This window comes from Anabaena sp. AL09 (assembly GCF_001672255.1).
In the GTDB taxonomy this organism is placed as follows: Bacteria; Cyanobacteriota; Cyanobacteriia; order Cyanobacteriales; family Nostocaceae; genus Dolichospermum; species Dolichospermum lemmermannii.
The window spans coordinates 1-17,586 of the sequence record NZ_LJOQ01000093.1; the positions used below are offsets into that span (position 1 = coordinate 1).

Here is a 17,586-nt window from a genome sequence, read left to right on the forward strand (position 1 = left end):
AAGGTGTTATGACCTAGATAACGTTTACTCATGTTTTGAGTGGTTTGGTTCACATAAACTACAGATTACTCCGTTTATTTATGCTCTCATTGTGAGACCGGGATAGTGGGTAACTTGAGAGATAGCCGAAAATTTATCTGCCACTCTCTACAATACTGGCGATCGCTCCCAAACATTTATTTCGTCAAGAATCTTAAGTTTTCATTAAGTTGTACTGGTAATAGTTACTCCAGGTGCATTTAGTGTTTGCGATGTTTCAAATCTGTAAAACCATGAAATAATCAGGGTTTGTATCTCAGTGTGCAGTTTACTAGAAGTAAAAACACTGTAAAAACTCGCTCAATTTTATGAGACTAGTCGTAAACTAAGTTAATAATTTGCATATTAGTAATGTTAATTCCATTCCCCACTACCAGTGACCAATGGCTAAATCCAGTTTAGAAACATGGAGTCAGCGATTGCTGGCCGCGATATTTTTAGGTGGACAAGTCTTATTTCACCTAATCCAAGGTAAAATTCACCGCCGGAACACCCTAGAACAATTGGCAATAGTTGGACCCGACTCCTTCTTTATTGCCCTATTAACAGCCATATTCGTGGGTGCAGTATTTACAATTCAGGTAGCAAGGGAGTTCATCAATTTTGGGGCAGGAAACCTCGTTGGTGGCGTGTTAGCAGTAGCATTGACGAGAGAACTTACCCCCGTATTAACAGCAGTAGTTTTAGCTGGAAGGGTAGGTTCGGCTTTTGCGGCAGAAATCGGCACAATGAAAGTCACAGAACAAATAGATGCTCTGTTAATGTTAAAAACAGATCCTATTGATTATCTAGTCATTCCCCGGCTTCTGGCTTGCTTCATCATGCTGCCGATTTTAACTTTGTTATCCTTAATTACAGGAATGTCTGGGGGAATGCTTATAGCCACTCATATTTACAACCTTTCAGATACAGTATTTCTAGACTCAGCGCGTGACTTTCTCGATATCTGGGATATTGGCAGTGCTATGATTAAAGCCGCTTGCTTTGGTGTATTAATCGCCATCATCGGTTGTAGTTGGGGCTTAACCACTACTGGAGGTGCTAAAGGTGTGGGACAATCAACAACAACTGCTGTTGTCACTGCCTTATTAGTTATATTCATTAGCAACTTCTTTCTGTCTTGGGTCATGTTTCAGGGGCCGGGTAGTGGATTAGTAAAATGATTTAGAGGCAAGATAGAGTCGTTAAGAATTACGAATTATGTAAGTAGGAGAAAAGATTTTGACCAGTTCATTGACACCTAACACCATATCAACAGTAGAACTAAAGCCAAGTTACAATATTCCTGTTGTCTTAGTCTTGGGCGCTATTCCCGTACTATTAATACAACCTTGGTTGGGAGGAATATTGACGTTATTGGGTTTGTTTTTGATGCTGCAAGCTGTAACACTACGCTTTCAATTTACCGCTACCAATTTTGATCTTTATAGAGGAGAAAAGTTAATTAAGCGTTTTCCTTACCAAGAATGGCAAAATTGGCGAATATTCTGGAATCGAGTTCCCATTTTGTTCTATTTTAAAGAAGTGAACAGTATTCACTTTTTGCCAATTTTATTTGACCCCAAAACCTTAAAATCTTGTTTAGAAGAACGTTGTCCACGAATTGATTAGATTTTGTTGTTTCGCGCAGAGTCGCAAAGGAGCAAAGGCGCAAAGGGAAGAGTTTTGATAGTGCGGTGTCAGCCATAAATTAAAGTAAGAGAATTTCATAGCTGAATTCAGTAAGTCTGAAAATTTATATTGTTGTTTATGAACCCAGAAGAATCTCAAACTCCAGAACCCATAAATGAGTGGTTGGAACAAATAGAAGTGCAACCTCCTACAGATGAAATACTAGAAAAACCATCTGCTGATTTAGAATTAGAAGCTGAAGCATCTGGTGAATTGGTAACGTCATTAACCACAGAAACAACAGCATTAGAATCGGCAGATTCACTATATACACAACCAGCGCAAAAAGTAATCCAGTTGCAGCATAGGTCAGCAGACTTAAAAGCAGAAATTACTCAATTGGAAATTACTTATGAAACCCTTCAGAAGCAAGTAAGTGTCACCCAAATCGCACTTTCGCAAGTTGTCCAAGAGTCATTATCGCAGTTAGAACAACGCAAACAAACTTTACAAATTTCTGTAGAACAACTCGAACGTCGTCAAGAACGCATTCGCAATGAAATGCGGACTACTTTTGCGGGGACTTCTCAAGATATAGCAATTCGGGTACAGGGTTTTAAGGACTATCTCACAGGCAGTTTACAGGATTTGGCATCAGCGGCGGAACAAATGCAACTGGTACAACCTGTCCGAGAACGGGAAAAACCACCACAGGGAGAAGCAAAACCTGTTAAAGAACAATTAGAAGCCCCACAACTTGGACAACAGCAGTTTCAGGATACTACTAAAAAAATCCGCCGCTTGCTTGACCAATATCGTAACCAGCCAGATTATTATGGACCACCCTGGCAGTTACGCCGGACTTTTGAACCAATTCACGCTGAGAAACTATCAAATTGGTTATTTACCTTAGGTGGACGGGGTGCTTTGCGGACAATGGGTAGCCGCTTACAGAATATTTTAATTGCTTCGTCGGCAGTTTCGATATTACATCAACTATATGGGGACAGGGTGCGAACTCTGATTTTAGCAAATACTCCAGAACGTTTAGGCGAATGGCGACGCGGTTTACAAGATTGTTTAGGTATTGGTCGTCCTGATTTTGGACCCGACAGAGGAGTGGTATTATTTGAGGCACCGACAGCTTTAGCCCAAAAAGCCGAGAGATTAGTTAAAGCCAATCAAATGCCTTTTATTATCATTGATGATTCTGAGGAACAAATTAGTTTAGCTTTACTGCAATTCCCTCTCTGGTTAGCTTTTGCCCCTGACCCAAAAACTATGAAAGATCGGAATTTTGACGATGATTTTTAATTAGTCATTGGTGATTGGTGATTGGCAAAACAACTAACAACTGACAACTGTACGGGCGAAGCATTTGGAGAACTATTTTTGGCAATGACCGATAATTTATCTTCCAAATGCTTCGCCCCTTTTTGGCAATGACCGATAATTTATCTTCCAAATGCTTCGCCCCTACTAACAACTAACAACTGACAACTAACAACTGACAAATTTATGTTTCTTTGGTTAAGTTTGTGTGGAGTGGTGATTTTAATAGCTTACCTTTTTGGTTCTTTTCCGACTGGATATCTGGCAGGTAAGCTATTAAAAGGAATTGATATTCGGGAAGTTGGTTCTGGTTCAACTGGTGCAACTAATGTTCTGAGAACTTTGGGAAAAATTCCCGGGGCATTTGTATTATTAATTGATGCTTTGAAAGGAGGATTAGCAATAAATTTAGGTTACGCTTTATTTAGTATTGCTACTACTCAAAACTTAATTCCACCAATTGTCAATATCGAAATTTGGCAACCTTATTTAGTCACTTTAGCTGGTTTAGCTGCCCTTTTAGGACATAGTAAATCAATCTTTCTCGGCTTTACTGGTGGTAAATCTGTGGCTAGTGGTGTGGGAATTTTGTTAGCTATTAGTTGGCAGGTAGGATTATCAACATTAGGGGTTTTTGCGGTAGTAATTGCCATTTCGAGAATTGTGTCTTTAAGTTCTATTGCTGGGGCTGTAGCGGTTTCTATTTTAATGGTAATTTTTGATCAACCTTTAGCCTATATTCTTCTTGGTTTTGCTGGCGGCTTATATGTAATTATCCGTCACCGCACCAATATTGAGCGATTAATTGCGGGTACAGAACCAAAAATTGGACAAAAGGCAGAAACGTCAACAGAATAAACTACTTATTGACTTTTTCAGCCCTGTCCCTACTTTGAAGCGTAGTTTTAACTGTCTCCTGTTTTTTCAATGGTTTCAATCACGGCTAAACCTATACTTGAAACGGCGATTAGCATGATAGCTGACGCAAGAAAGGCACTGACAAGCATCTGAAGAGCTTGGTCAAAAAAAATATAGGTGGTCATTTGTTCACCTTCTGAACTTTATACAGCTACTGGTACTATCTAATTTTTCTTCACAGCCAGGTGACTGAATTCCTTGTAATCGGATCTTAACAAAACTTTAGCTCTTTCATGACATGATGACAAAATTTTATTACTAAAAATTTGATAACTTTTAACTATATTCGGTTAAGTACAATACTAAAAAACACTGAAAGTAAAAATTGGATCTACTTTGATAACAGTATTGTTGTAATTTTGATTGTTCTAATAATTACTTAGATTTTGGTGCTAACTATGGAACTCCTCCAATTCAAGATATCTACACACCATCTGTTATTACAGCCTATATCAATGGAATATAAGGCAGATATTTTTAGAGAATTTACTCAGGAAGTTACGACTTATTTATCTTCAAAACCATCGGAAAAAATTCAGGATACTGAAATTTTCATTCATCAATCTTTACTAAAAATGGAAAAAGGAGAAGAGTTAGTAATTGTGATTTTAAATCTAGTAGAATATAAAATTAGCAAAAAACAAAATTCTGAATTTTGCTAACTAAAAAATACTAACATATGCAAGGTTTAATAGTAGCAATTACAGATTCAGCCAGACTTGGTAAATCATAACCACCTTCTAAACCAAACATAATTTTTTTGGTTATACCTAAACAGTATTCTGTAAATAAACCAAAATCTTCTGGTTGCAAATTTACACTCGCTAAAGGATCATTAGTATTAGCATCATAACCAGCACTAATAATCAGTAAATCTGGCGAAAAATTAGTTAAAAAGGGTAATATCTTTCTTTCCCACAATGGTTGATAGACGGTAATATCGCTACCAGGGGGAACAGGTAAATTTAAGACATTATTATGTGAACCTTGTTGAGAAGCTTTCCCTGTACCGGGATAAGCTGGATACTGGTGAAGAGAAACATAAGCAATTTCTGAGTGAGTTTCTACTATTGCTTCCGTCCCATTTCCGTGATGTACGTCCCAATCTAGGATTGCAACGCGCTGAATTTTAGGCTGTTGCAAAGCGTAAAAAGCTGCAATTGCAGCATTAGAAAATAAACAAAATCCCATTCCTGTATCACTTACCGCATGATGCCCAGGTGGACGCGCCAATACAAAAGCTTTATTTGCTGTATCAAGAACTGTATCTACTCCATCTAACCAAGCACTAACTGCCAATAATGCTACATCATAACTGCGGGGAGAAATGGGAGTATCTCCGTCTAAATAACCACCACCGTCAGCAGCGATATCTTTAACTTTGTTAATATAGGTTGTAGAATGAACATTTTCTATCCAAGACATTAAAGATGGTTTTGATGTTACGGGTGTAGGTAGTTTCCATGTAATTTTCTCGGCAAAATTTGCAGCTTTTAAAGCATTGACTATTGCTGTCAACCGTTCAGGTTTTTCTGGGTGGTAGATTCCCGTTTTGTGATCTAAAAATTCGTCAGAATAAATAACTTGTAACATATATTTCTATATCCAGAATCCGTAATGTAAGATAGGTGAAAGTCAAGAAACTGATTAAAATCATATATTACACCAATAGGTGAAGTATAGATCGTATAGATACCCGACTTCTTCAAGAAGTCGGGTATCTGGGTAATTAGTTAATTATAAGAGGTTTTATGAATAATCTTAGTCTTAAACTTAAAGGGATGAGTTGTGCTTCTTGCGCTAATAATATTGAACAGGCAATTTTAGCCGTTGCTGGAGTTATTGATTGTCATGTTAATTTTGGTGCAGAACAGGTAACTATTAATTATGAACCTAAACAAACAAATTTAGCGAAAATTCAAGCTGCAATTGTAGATGCTGGTTATTCATCTTTTCAGTTAGAAACAGAAGGTGAAGATACAGCAGAAGCAGCGATTAAATTAGCAGCAGAACGGGAACTCATTCTCAAGTTAACAACCGGGATTGTAATGAGTATTATTCTGTTTTTTGGTTCTTTACCAATGATGACGGGATTACATTTGCCTTTTGTTCCTAAATTTTTTCATAATCCTTGGTTTCAATTGGTATTAACAACACCTGTTGAGTTTTGGTGTGGTGGGTCTTTTTTCCGCAATGCTTGGAAGTCTTTGAAACGCCGGACTGCAACGATGGATACTTTGATTGCATTGGGAACGGGTACGGCTTATTTCTATTCTTTATTTGTGACGCTTTTTCCAGGGATGTTTATTTCCCAAGGCTTAGAAATTCATGTTTATTATGAAGTTGCAGCAATGGTTGTTACTTTAATTTTGTTAGGGCGATTTTTTGAACATCGGGCTAAAGGACAAACTTCAGAAGCTATTCATAAATTAATGGGAATGCAAGCGAAAATAGCCAGGGTAATAAGAGATGATTTGGAAATGGATATTCCTATTAATAAAGTAATAGTTAATGATTTAATTTTAGTTCGTCCTGGTGAAAAAATTCCTGTAGATGGTGAAGTAATTGATGGTAATTCTACGGTAGATGAGGCCATGGTAACAGGTGAAAGTGTACCTGTGAAAAAACAACCAGGAGATGAGGTGATTGGATCAACAATTAATAAAACTGGTAGTTTTAAGTTTAAAGCCACGCGAGTTGGTAAAGATACTTTCTTAGCGCAAATTGTCAAGTTAGTCCAAGAAGCCCAAGGTTCAAAAGCACCAATTCAAAGGTTAGCAGATCAGGTAACTGGGTGGTTTGTGCCGGCTGTAATTGTGATAGCTATTCTTACTTTTATGATCTGGTTTAGTATTACAGCTAATTTCACCTTAGCAATGATGACAATGGTAGGGGTTTTAATTATTGCTTGTCCCTGTGCATTGGGTTTAGCTACTCCTACTTCTGTGATGGTAGGAACTGGTAAAGGTGCAGAAAATGGCATTTTAATTAAAAGTGCTGAAAGTTTAGAATTAGCACATAAAATAAATATTATTGTTGTTGATAAAACTGGAACTTTAACTCAAGGTAAACCCACAGTTACAGACTTTATAACTATCAAGGGTACAGCGAATGGGAATGAACTTCAATTATTAAAATTAGCTGCTAGTGTAGAACATAAGTCTGAACATCCTTTAGCGGAAGCAGTGGTGAAATATACGATTAATCAAGCTGTGAGTTTGGCTGATGTTAAGAATTTTGCAGCCATTGTTGGTAGTGGTGTTCAAGGAATTGTATATGATCAATTGGTACAGGTTGGCACACAACGCTGGTTTACAGAGTTAGGAATTGATACGGATGTTTTAGAACCACATCAAACAATTTGGGAAAATGAAGGAAAAACAGTCATTTGGTTAGCATTAAATGGTAAATCAGAAGCTATTATGGCTATTACTGATGCCCTTAAACCTTCATCATTAATAGCAGTCAAGGCTTTGCAAAAGTTAGGTTTAGAAGTGGTAATGTTAACGGGAGATAATCAAAAAACTGCCCAAACTATTGCAAATCAAGTGGGGATTACTCAAGTTTTTGCCCAAGTGCGTCCAGACCAAAAAGCCGCAATGATTAAATCATTGCAACAAAAAAAAGTAGGAAATAAATTTAAAATTGTGGCTATGGTGGGAGATGGAATTAATGATGCACCAGCATTAGCACAAGCAGATGTAGGAATTGCCATTGGAACAGGAACAGATGTGGCAATTGCTGCTAGTGATATTACTTTAATTTCTGGAGATCTACAAGCCATTGTGACAGCTATTCAACTCAGTCGCGCTACCATTAATAATATCCGTCAAAATCTATTTTTTGCCTTTATTTACAATATCATTGGTATTCCCATTGCTGCGGGTATTCTCTATCCTTTCTTTGGTTTGTTACTGAACCCAATTATTGCCGGTGCAGCAATGGCATTTTCTTCCGTTTCTGTAGTTAGTAATGCTTTAAGATTGCGTAACTTTCAACCAGGAGTTAGGTAAGAAGCAAAAGCAAAAGTAATCTTTTTGATAAATTAATCATCTAAATCAAATCAATCACACAAATCATAGTTAAGACTTAATTCATCATTTCAATCAAACTAATCACACAAATCATAGTTAAGACATTTTCAATTAATTAATCATCTGCATCAAACTAATCACACAAATCATAGTTAAGATGGTACTGAAAATAACTGTTTTTTCAAGTTGTTCATGATAGGAATAGATCAACCGCTTCACTGCAAGTGAAAACCCTAAAAATGAACACAAATATAGATAATCTTAACTCAGTTCGTAAACCTAAAATTTTCAACCAATCAATGAGTTTTGTTGAAGGTTGGTATTGGGTATTACCTTCTCAATCTTTGCAGATAGGTGAAATTAAAGCTGTGACAATTTTTGGGAAGGATTTAGTCGTATATCGTGGTAAAGATAGACGTGCAGTTATTTTAGATGCTTACTGTCCTCACATGGGTACGAGTTTAGCTGAAGGTAAAATTGAAGGTAATGAATTACGCTGTGTTTTACATCGGTGGAAATTTGATGCAGAAGGTATTTGTGTTGGTATTCCTAATGTAGATGAACCTGTATCTCTTAAAGCTAAAACTTGGCCAGCAGCAGAACAATATGGAATGATTTGGGTTTGGACAGGGGAAACTCCCCAGCAACCTTTACCTTTTGTTTTAGATTGGGAAAACCAAGATTTTGATTTTTCTCTCGGTTCGCAATTTAGTATTGATTGTCATCCCAATGTGTTACTTCTTCAGGGTATTGATACTCAACAAATTAATTTAGTTAATAAATTACCATTAAAAATGGTTTTGGAGAAACAAGAACTTAATCAAAATGCGGTTATTTTTAGCACGATTACAAATATTAATGGAAAGTCATTTTGGCTAAATCTCTACCGGCGGTTTTTTAATAATTCTTTTAATTACAGTGTTTGCTATTGGTATGGGACAACAAGTATAGTTTCCTTTACTAATGACTCTACCCAGCTACATATAATATTTACAACTCGGTTATTACCAGGGGGAAAAACGGCAGGTCAAACCCTATTTATGTCCAAGAAACGTCAAGGTATTTTAGGAAAGTTAATTAATAAATTGATATTAAAGATAGGGAAAAAAATTAGCGATCGCTTACTCAAAACTAATGATAAAATTTTAGAAACCATGCAGTTTGATTTAAAAACTCCCCTCAAAGCAGATTTATCAATTATGCAATTTATTAACCATTTAGAACGACAAAAACCCCTGACATGGGAAAGTTGGCTATTAGTGCGGTCACGGGAACGGGAAGAAGAAGTGCGTGAAGAGAGAGAAAAACGTGAAAAATGGCGAGATGAATTAGTTAATGACTGAAAAATCTAGGTTTTGACAATAAAAATGAAGTGGACTGGCCACTTCATCAATTCCCAGGTAGAACCTAATCATAAGTATAACGACCAAAAAATTTCAAAATCGTATAAATACATACTAATTTTGTGTTTAGCTGTTATTTAGTGGTTACACTTTGGGGAATGAGAATATTTTTCAGCAATTTAGGAATTTGAGAGGGACTATCAGCGACAGGAATTTTTGCAGATTTAAAAGCAGCCAATTTACTTTCTGCTGTACCAAAATTCGCAGAACGTCCAATTACACTGGCTAAAGTCCCTGTTTCTTGCCAATTTTGTGTCGTTGGTGCGTGTCTACCAGCAATATAGGCAATTACAGGTTTATCAATTGCTTCTGTAATATATTGTGCTGCTGCTTCTTCGCTTTCTCCACCAGGTTGTCCGATTAAAACAATTGCTTCTGTGGTCTCATCTTCATCAAGAATTTGCAACCATTGCAGGAATGAAGAACCAACAATCGCATCACTACCAATACTAACACAAATTGATTGCCCAAAATCCGCTTTTGTTAATTCCCAAGCGACTTCATAGGTAAGTGTACTGCTACGGCTCACAATTCCCACAGAACCAGGAATATAAAATTCGCGTTCGTGAGTCCCCAGGAGAATTTTCCCAGGAACGATAATTCCTGGACTATTGGGGCCAATAATTAAAGTCTCACCAGCTTCTGTTTTGCGAAGGAGTTGTACCATATCCAAAGCTGGGACACCAGCGGTGGTAATGATGATTTGGGGGATGTTAGAGGCGATCGCTTCTAATGCTGCATCCAAAACCTGATAAGGTTGAACACAAATGATTGTGGTGTCAATCTGTCCAAATTTGGCCACAACCTCCTCTACCAAATCAAACACTGGTAGATTATATATTTGTTTTCCACCATACCCAGGATTGACACCAGCTACTAAATTTGTGCCATAAGCCTGCATTTGAGCAATATGAGTTGCTGAGATAAATTCACAAAATCCCTGAATTAAAACTTTACTTTCTGTTGTTAAATTCATAGTTTGTCAGTTGTCAGTTGTCAGTTGTCAGTTGTTAGTAGGGGCGAAGCATTAGGAAGATAAATTATCGGTCATTGCCAAAAATAGTTCTCCAAATGCTGGTCATTGCCAAAAATAGTTCTCCAAATGCTTCGCCCGTACAGTTGTTCGTTGTAATAGGTAAAAATCTTGCTTTTTACCTATTCCCTTTTTTCTGCACAGATAACTTAGCCAAATGAACTGCTTCCTTAACTGCTTCATCTAAATTTTCTACAACTATCAGCGATTGATTAGAGGTTTGTAGTGGAACTAAATTTTCTCTAACATGATTAAATTCAGAACCTGCCAAACGGAGGACTAAATAGGGTAAATTTAATGGTTGCTGATTTTTATTTCCATTGGAAGATGACATTTGAGATGTAATTTCAATTCTGTCCAAATGGAGGAATTTGGTAATAATTTCGGGGAGTTGGTCAACTTGAGGAATAGTCCCCAAAAAGTTGACTAAAATAACTTGACTATTCACATCACTGGCCAAACTTGTTAAACTGCTAATCAGGCGATCGCCAAAAGTTGTCAGTTTAGTATCACTCATAAAAGAATGGCGTAAATTGACACATTTACCAGGCTTACCATGAGCATTAACAACCTCATCCAAAGTTGTTAACACAGAACCTTTCCCATTACCTAATATACAAATCTTACCTGGCATTTCTATCCCATCCCAGCTACTCAACAAGCCGCTCCTTTTTTTATTACCATGAAGAAGACCAACCATTTTCGTAGCCATTTCAGCTATTTCAGGATGACGATTAATAGCTTGTTTATTCACCCTAACCTTGCCATTGAGAGCCATCACTTGACCAGCAGAGTTCACACCCAGAGGATGAATCTCCACCAAATCCAAATCCTTTTGCACAAATAACTGGTACAACTTCTCGACAATATCGCTCACAGTTTGCATCAACTCACCCTGCAAACCCATTTTCAAAGCCAGTCGTCTGGCATAAAATGGCGAAAATTCCTGTTCTACCACCACGTGCTGAATTTTTTCCCCTGCTGTCTCCCAGTCAATATTGGCTTCTGTGCAACCCAATAAAACGGGACGACACAGCGCAGTATCTAAAACTACAGCTAGATAAAATTCCTCCTGGGCATCATACTTCGATTCTGCCAGTAAAACCTCCGGCAATTGTCCCCAAATTGGTAAATTAAATATATTCTGTGCAGCAGCGATCGCATCAATCGTAGTTTCTACAATCCTAACTCCACCAGCTTTTTCCCTTTCCCCTGCTTGTACCTGAGACTTTAGGACAATCGGATAACGAATCTTTAACCGTTTTAAATCTGTGGGATGGTCTATTCTTTGAGATGGTAAGACCGGAATCCCGATTTTACTAAACCATTCTTTAACTTGATACTCCAATAAATCCATTGAGACACACCTTGTATTGACAAGTCTAACGCGCTTTCTTAGATGCTATCTGATATTTTGCCCAATCAATACCGAAAATTATAGAATTTGGTTTTGCTTCACTGAAAATTTATTTTGTAATTGGATTGTCTAATTGATAATCTAGCTGTATAAAAAAATAGAAGTCTAAATTATCATCCTTGACTGTATTCTTCGTGACAAATTTAACCTTCTGCTAGAAACTGATTCTATTGGATGTAAAACTAGTAGTTTGTCAAGATAAAAATGATGGACTGTAGTCTCGCTCACGCGGGCTTTTCGGCCCGCACTACTAAAAATCCCTCAAAATAAATTTGACAGACTACTAGTCTCTAGTAGTTTGTCAAGATAAAAATGATGGACTGTAGTCTCGCTCACGCGGGCTTTTCGGCCCGCACTACCAAAAACCCGTCAAAATAAATTTGACAGACTACTAGTCCTAAATTCCCAGTCCCCTTGATAATCAAAACTATATAGAAAGAGTGGCAGTAACGCTTTATGGAAGCAACAGTTCAACAACAATATCTACAAGTTTTAAGCGATATCTTGCAGGAAAAATTAGTGGCTCAACTGCTTGATAGTCAGGATTTCCAGGTCAAATGCGCTATCAGAAATGATGAATTGATGATTTTAACTCAACATCCTGCTGATGTGTTAGTTGACACACAGCAAGTTTTTGAGGTGTTAGAACAAGCACTGCAATGGCAATTCAACTACCAAACTCAACGGGTACAATTTTTCTTGAGAATTGCCGGTGAAAAGCTTCCCTATGCTCAATATTTCCTAGATTTTCAAATTCCCAGTATAGATTCAGAACAAGAAACTGAGGATGAATTTCCAAGTCCTACAGTAGACAGAGAAAGAGAAACAGTGAAAATAGAAAATGAGAGAGACAATCTCTTTATTTCTGCTGATCTTCAAACACCATCATCTCCAATTACAGAAACCGAAGACGAACCCATTATTGATTCATTTCTTCCCAGTTCCAAAGAATCTTTCTCAGATTATTTACTACCAGATTCACATTTATCTCTGGATGAAAACGAAGTTGAGAAAATTGAAGACATTGAAGAAAAGTTTGATCCTTTTGCGAATACCGCAGACAAACCCAGAAACAGACAATTATCACTATCACTTCCCCCCGTACCAATCATTATTGGTACGGCTGTAGTTATCGCCCTCCTTGCCAGTAGTGGTGCTTTCGTTCTCCATCGTAGTTGTGTAATTTTTGAATGTAAAGAATTACAAACAGCACAGCAATTTAAAAGTCAGTATCAGCAGCAGATCAAACGGACAAAATCACAAAAGGACTTATTAACAATGCAACAACAACTAGATAAAGTAGTTGCAGATTTGCAAGAAATTCCTGAGTGGTCTCCCCGTTATCAAGACTCTCAGGTATTGGTTAATAGTTTTTCTGAACAGTCAACAAAAATCAACCAGGTCCTAAAAGCCTTACAAATAGGATCTTCAGCCCAGAGAAAAACTCAAACTCCTCCTCAGAGTTTAGATGAGTTACGCAATAGACAAAAGTTGTGGAGAGAGGCAATTACCTCATTAAAGATAATTAAGCCGAGTAATGAACTCTATGGATTGGTAACAGCTAATTTACCAAATTATCAAAATACTTTAAAAACTGTTAATGATCAGTTGCTTAAAGAGGAAACATGGGTACAAAAAATTGCCAATGCCAAAACTTTAGGAGAAAACGCTACTAAACGCCAAGCCACTGCTAAATCTGTGGCTGAATGGCAAAAGGTAGAATCTGATTTCCAGACAGCAATTAATACCTTAAAGATTATCCCTATAGATAGTTTGGAAACTGAGAATGCCCGCAAGCTATTAGCAGAATACCAACCAAAAATTATTGTAGCCCGCGATCGCGTCAAAAAAGAACAATTAGCAGCCACATCCTATCAACAAGCTATAAAAGCCGCTAATCAAGCTAAAGCCTATCGTCATCAAAATCAATGGCAAGGAGCAGTCAAATCCTGGGAACAGGCTGTACAAAGTGCTAAACAAGTGGGTCAAGATACTTCCTATTTCAATCAAGCTGAACCCCTGATTGAAACCTATACAGCATCTCTAAAACAGGCACAAGAACAATTCCAACTCTATGGTGATTTAACTCAAACTCGCGCTGAACTCAATAGCACTTGTACCAGTACCATTAAGATTTGTACTTTTACTATCAAGAATCATAAAATTAGTGTCCGCTTAACTCCTGAATATGACCGATTATTTCAAGCCAATAATCCACAAATACAAAGTCATTTCCAAAGCTTGAAATATGCTCTCACAGCCATTAGTCAAAATGCTCAACTTCCCGTATTTATCTATAATGCCCAAGGACAGGAAAGGTATATGCGGCAACCACAGTAGGGGACTGGGTAATTTTTACAAGAAGGACCTACGGTATACACACATCCTGACCCAGAGATGTTATCATGAGATTGATAAGGAAGAACTTAATTTTTGATTTCGATGTCATCAGAGACTTGAGCCAGGGAATTAATTCCCTGTCTAATAGCTCAAGTCGGTTAAAACCGACTATTTTGGCGGTATTTATTCGAGAAATAGGATAATTTTTGATTTCACAAAGAAAAAAAATATGTATAGCAACTCTTTTCTCCGTCAAACCGCGACAACTGTTGTCTTTATTGATGCCTCAGTTTCCGACTATCAAACTCTACAAACAGGAGTGATAGCAGGAGTAGAAACGGTTATTCTTTCCCCAAATCAAAACGGAATTGAGGAAATTACGGACTTTTTACGACAGCATACTCAAATAACCACCATTCACATCGTTTCTCACGGTTCTCCAGGATGTTTGTATTTGGGCAATAGTCAACTGAATTTAGATAATATCAGTAAATATGCTGAATTATTGCAGCATTGGCAAAGCGAGAACATTTTACTCTATGGTTGTAATGTCGCTGCGGGAGATGCTGGAGAAGAGTTTATTACAAAGTTACATGAGATTACCAACGCAACCATTAGCGCGTCTGCCACAAAAACGGGAAATGCAGCATTAGGGGGAAATTGGGAATTAGAGGTTAATATTCCTGAAAATCATGGGACTTCTCTTGTTTTTCATGCAGAAACCTTAAACACCTATCAGGGAGTATTTGCACCCACATTAGTCGGAGTGTGGGATCGTTTAAGTTATGCAATGGCTGTGACGGTGGTAGGAAACTATGCTTACGCAGTAGGGAATACACTGGATATCATTGATATTAGCAATCCTAGTAACCCAATCTTCAAGGGAAATTGCGCTATTTATGAAGGTAACGATATACAAATAGTAGGCAACTACGCTTATGTCGCTGATGGTCAGGGCGGTTTAAAGATTATTGACATCAGCAATCCCACTGCTCCCACCCTCAAAGGCAATTATGATACCTCTGGTTCTGCTTATGGTGTACAAGTAGTAGGCAACTACGCTTATGTCGCTGATGCGTATTCAGGACTGCAAATCATTGACATCAGCAACCCCACTGCCCCCACCCTCAAAGGTAATTATGATACCTCTGGTTTGGCTAATGGTGTACAAATAGTAGGCAATTACGCTTATATTGCCGATGGTTACGCTTATGTCCAAGATGGGAAGTCGGGCGGACTGCAAATCATTGACATCAGCAACCCCACTGCCCCCACCCTCAAGGGCTATTATTATATTCTTGGCAACCCTAATGGTGTGCAAGTAGTGGGTAACTACGCCTATGTCGCTGTTGCTGGTAAAGGACTACAAATCATTGATGTCAGTAACCCCACAAATCCTACCTTCAAGGGCAATTATGATACCTCTGGTTTGGCTAATGGTGTACAAGTAGTAGGCAACTACGCTTATGTCGCTAATGGTGGTGGTTATGGTGATGGTTATACGTATTCAGGACTGAAAATCATTGACATTAGTAATCCCACTGCTCCCAGCCTCAAGGGGGATTATGCTAATCCTAGCTTGGCTCTTGATCGTGATGTGCAAGTAGTGGGCAACTATGCTTATGTAGCTGCGGGCAGCAATCCTGGTATTGGTGGTTATTCGTCAGAACTGAAAATCATTGATATCAGCACCCCCACTGCTCCTACCCTCAAAGGTAAATATGATATTTCTGATGTTTCTGCTAATGGTGTGCAAGTTGTGGGCAACTACGCCTACGTTGCTCATGGTGGTTCAGGACTGGAAATTATTGATATTAGCAATCCCACTGCTCCTACCCTAAAAGGCAATTATGATACCTCTGGGGATGCTCTTGGCGTACAAGTAGTAGGTAACTACGCCTATGTGGCTGATAGTTTATCAGGACTACAAATCATTGATATTAGCAACCCCACTGCTCCTACCCTAAAAGCCAATTATGATACTTCTGGTTTTGCTTCTACTGTAAAAGTAGTGGGAAACTATGCCTATGTGGCTGATAGTTTATCAGGACTACAAATTATTGACATTAGTAATCCTACTGCTCCTACCCTAAAAGCCAATTATGATACTCCTGAGAGGGCGAATGGCGTGCAAGTAGTAGGTAACTACGCTTATGTTGCTGATGATGTCTCAGGACTACAAATTATTGATATTAGCAACCCCACTGCTCCCACCCTCAAGGGCAGTTACGATACTCCTGGCTGGGCTTATGATTTACAGATAGTCGGCAATTATGCCTATGTTGCCGATGGGAATTCAGGACTACAAATCATTGATATCAGCAACCCCACTGCTCCCACCCTTAAAGGTTCTTATGCTGATAGTAATTTTTTCTGCTTTACATTGGGTGTACAAGTAGTCGGCAACTACGCTTATGTGGCTAATGGACCTTATGGAGTGCAAATCATTGATATCAGCAACCCCACTACTCCCACCCTCAAAGGTTCTTATGCTAGTTATAATATGAGTGACTGGGCTAGTGGCGTGCAAGTAGTGGGAAACTACGCTTATGTGTCTGATGGTCGGGGCGGTTTAAAGATTATTAATGTGAGTGAATTTACTAACCAAGCACCCACAAACATCACCCTATCTAACAGCAACATTGCCGAAAATCAAGTTATTGGTACAGTAGTTGGTAACTTCACCACCACAGACCCAGATGCTAATAACACCTTTACCTATAGTTTAGTAGCAGGAACAGGTGACACCAATAACAGTGTATTTACCATTACCAATAATCAACTCACAACCAACTCTGTCTTTGACTACGAAACCAAAAACAGTTACAACATTCGAGTTAAAACCACAGACCAAGGTGGGTTATCCTTTGAAAAACAATTAACTATTGGTGTAACTGACCTTAACGAAGACGAAAGCTTCACCACCACAGCCCAACAAGATATCATAGATGCTGAATATGGAGACGACACCATCACCAGCACATGGGCCAATTTACAACAAAACGACACCATCAAAGGTGGTAATGGCACAGATACCTTAATTATCAGCGGAGGGACAGTTAATGATATTATCTCCAGTCAGCTTTAACGGTACTACTGGTAATGATTGGATTAAAGCAGGTACAGGAAACGATGATTTAGGTGGTGGAGATGGTAATGACACTCTCAACGGGGGAACAGGTGCAGATTTATTAGGTGGTGGTAGTGGTAATGACACTTATGTAGTAGATAATGTAGGAGATGTCATTATTGAATTTTTAAATCAAGGTATTGATACCGTTGAATCTTCTATCACCTGGACATTAAAAAACCACCTAGAAAACCTGACTTTAACCGGAACAACCGCTATTAATGGTACAGGTAATAATCTGAATAATATCATTACAGGTAACACTGGTAATAACGTTCTTAATGGTGGTGCTGGTGCAGATACCCTCATTGGTGGCGCTGGTAATGATT

General features: G+C 38.2%; 14 protein-coding genes. 10 read left to right on the forward strand and 4 right to left on the reverse strand.

Translation table 11 applies throughout. The features are described 5' to 3' along the window. Nucleotides 1–422: 422 nt before the first annotated feature. The 4 genes from AN490_RS19185 (at nucleotide 423) to plsY (ending at nucleotide 3,840) form a co-directional block, all read left to right on the forward strand. A complete protein-coding gene (locus AN490_RS19185; protein WP_015078875.1) occupies nucleotides 423–1,202 on the forward strand; it encodes an MlaE family lipid ABC transporter permease subunit in 780 nt (259 codons plus the stop codon). Between the two features lie 58 nt (nucleotides 1,203–1,260). Further along, nucleotides 1,261–1,650, forward strand: a complete 390-nt coding sequence (locus tag AN490_RS19190) for a DUF3119 family protein (RefSeq protein WP_300006494.1) — start codon at nucleotides 1,261–1,263, stop codon at nucleotides 1,648–1,650. 138 nt (nucleotides 1,651–1,788) lie between these two features. Next, on the forward strand, nucleotides 1,789–2,964 hold the full coding sequence (locus AN490_RS19195) for a DUF3086 domain-containing protein (protein WP_300006495.1): 1,176 nt from the start codon (nucleotides 1,789–1,791) through the stop codon (nucleotides 2,962–2,964). A 204-nt stretch (nucleotides 2,965–3,168) separates the two neighbouring features. Continuing rightward, nucleotides 3,169–3,840: a glycerol-3-phosphate 1-O-acyltransferase PlsY gene (gene plsY / locus AN490_RS19200; RefSeq protein ID WP_300006496.1), complete on the forward strand. Its 672-nt coding sequence runs from the start codon at nucleotides 3,169–3,171 to the stop codon at nucleotides 3,838–3,840. A 47-nt stretch (nucleotides 3,841–3,887) separates the two neighbouring features. Here plsY and AN490_RS19205 read toward each other — a convergent pair whose 3' ends face one another. Further along, entirely contained in the window at nucleotides 3,888–4,025 is a 138-nt protein-coding gene (locus AN490_RS19205) for a hypothetical protein (protein ID WP_015078871.1), read from the reverse strand. Nucleotides 4,026–4,355: 330 nt separating this feature from the next. Here AN490_RS19205 and AN490_RS19210 point away from each other — a divergent pair, with 330 nt between their 5' ends. Continuing rightward, on the forward strand, nucleotides 4,356–4,562 hold the full coding sequence (locus AN490_RS19210) for a hypothetical protein (protein ID WP_300006497.1): 207 nt from the start codon (nucleotides 4,356–4,358) through the stop codon (nucleotides 4,560–4,562). Between the two features lie 10 nt (nucleotides 4,563–4,572). Here AN490_RS19210 and AN490_RS19215 read toward each other — a convergent pair whose 3' ends face one another. Beyond that, on the reverse strand, nucleotides 4,573–5,493 hold the full coding sequence (locus AN490_RS19215; protein ID WP_300006498.1) for a histone deacetylase: 921 nt from the start codon (nucleotides 5,491–5,493) through the stop codon (nucleotides 4,573–4,575). A 158-nt stretch (nucleotides 5,494–5,651) separates the two neighbouring features. Here AN490_RS19215 and AN490_RS19220 point away from each other — a divergent pair, with 158 nt between their 5' ends. Together AN490_RS19220 and AN490_RS19225 are read left to right on the forward strand one after the other, a co-directional pair. Further along, on the forward strand, nucleotides 5,652–7,913 hold the full coding sequence (locus AN490_RS19220; RefSeq protein WP_300006499.1) for a cation-translocating P-type ATPase: 2,262 nt from the start codon (nucleotides 5,652–5,654) through the stop codon (nucleotides 7,911–7,913). Nucleotides 7,914–8,173: 260 nt separating this feature from the next. Next, nucleotides 8,174–9,277, forward strand: a complete 1,104-nt coding sequence (locus AN490_RS19225) for an aromatic ring-hydroxylating dioxygenase subunit alpha (RefSeq protein ID WP_300006500.1) — start codon at nucleotides 8,174–8,176, stop codon at nucleotides 9,275–9,277. A 133-nt stretch (nucleotides 9,278–9,410) separates the two neighbouring features. On the opposite strand, the gene AN490_RS19230 is transcribed toward AN490_RS19225, so the two are convergent. Continuing rightward, complete coding sequence (locus AN490_RS19230) at nucleotides 9,411–10,313, reverse strand: CoA-binding protein (protein WP_300006501.1); 903 nt, start codon at nucleotides 10,311–10,313, stop codon at nucleotides 9,411–9,413. Nucleotides 10,314–10,488: 175 nt separating this feature from the next. Further along, the gene (locus tag AN490_RS19235; RefSeq protein WP_300006502.1) at nucleotides 10,489–11,727 is read right to left on the reverse strand and encodes an ATP-grasp domain-containing protein; all 1,239 of its coding nucleotides are present in this window, start codon (nucleotides 11,725–11,727) and stop codon (nucleotides 10,489–10,491) included. A gap of 516 nt (nucleotides 11,728–12,243) precedes the next feature. Here AN490_RS19235 and AN490_RS19240 point away from each other — a divergent pair. From AN490_RS19240 to AN490_RS19250, 3 genes are all read left to right on the forward strand, one after another. Beyond that, complete coding sequence (locus AN490_RS19240) at nucleotides 12,244–14,127, forward strand: hypothetical protein (RefSeq protein WP_300006503.1); 1,884 nt, start codon at nucleotides 12,244–12,246, stop codon at nucleotides 14,125–14,127. A gap of 229 nt (nucleotides 14,128–14,356) precedes the next feature. Next, entirely contained in the window at nucleotides 14,357–17,215 is a 2,859-nt protein-coding gene (locus AN490_RS19245) for a DUF4347 domain-containing protein (protein ID WP_300006504.1), read from the forward strand. Beyond that, nucleotides 17,190–17,586 (forward strand): calcium-binding protein (locus AN490_RS19250; protein ID WP_300006505.1); only part of this gene is annotated, 397 nt, incomplete at its 3' end. The genes AN490_RS19245 and AN490_RS19250, both read left to right, overlap by 26 nt.

Coding starts and splice junctions, on each gene's coding strand:
- AN490_RS19185 (WP_015078875.1), top strand. CDS start 423: ATGGCTAAATCCAGTTTAGAAACATGGAGTCAGCGATTGCTGGCCGCG.
- AN490_RS19195 (WP_300006495.1), top strand. CDS start 1,789: ATGAACCCAGAAGAATCTCAAACTCCAGAACCCATAAATGAGTGGTTG.
- plsY (WP_300006496.1), top strand. CDS start 3,169: ATGTTTCTTTGGTTAAGTTTGTGTGGAGTGGTGATTTTAATAGCTTAC.
- AN490_RS19205 (WP_015078871.1), bottom strand. CDS start 4,025: ATGACCACCTATATTTTTTTTGACCAAGCTCTTCAGATGCTTGTCAGT.
- AN490_RS19210 (WP_300006497.1), top strand. CDS start 4,356: ATGGAATATAAGGCAGATATTTTTAGAGAATTTACTCAGGAAGTTACG.
- AN490_RS19215 (WP_300006498.1), bottom strand. CDS start 5,493: ATGTTACAAGTTATTTATTCTGACGAATTTTTAGATCACAAAACGGGA.
- AN490_RS19220 (WP_300006499.1), top strand. CDS start 5,652: ATGAATAATCTTAGTCTTAAACTTAAAGGGATGAGTTGTGCTTCTTGC.
- AN490_RS19225 (WP_300006500.1), top strand. CDS start 8,174: ATGAACACAAATATAGATAATCTTAACTCAGTTCGTAAACCTAAAATT.
- AN490_RS19230 (WP_300006501.1), bottom strand. CDS start 10,313: ATGAATTTAACAACAGAAAGTAAAGTTTTAATTCAGGGATTTTGTGAA.
- AN490_RS19235 (WP_300006502.1), bottom strand. CDS start 11,727: ATGGATTTATTGGAGTATCAAGTTAAAGAATGGTTTAGTAAAATCGGG.
- AN490_RS19240 (WP_300006503.1), top strand. CDS start 12,244: ATGGAAGCAACAGTTCAACAACAATATCTACAAGTTTTAAGCGATATC.
- AN490_RS19245 (WP_300006504.1), top strand. CDS start 14,357: ATGTATAGCAACTCTTTTCTCCGTCAAACCGCGACAACTGTTGTCTTT.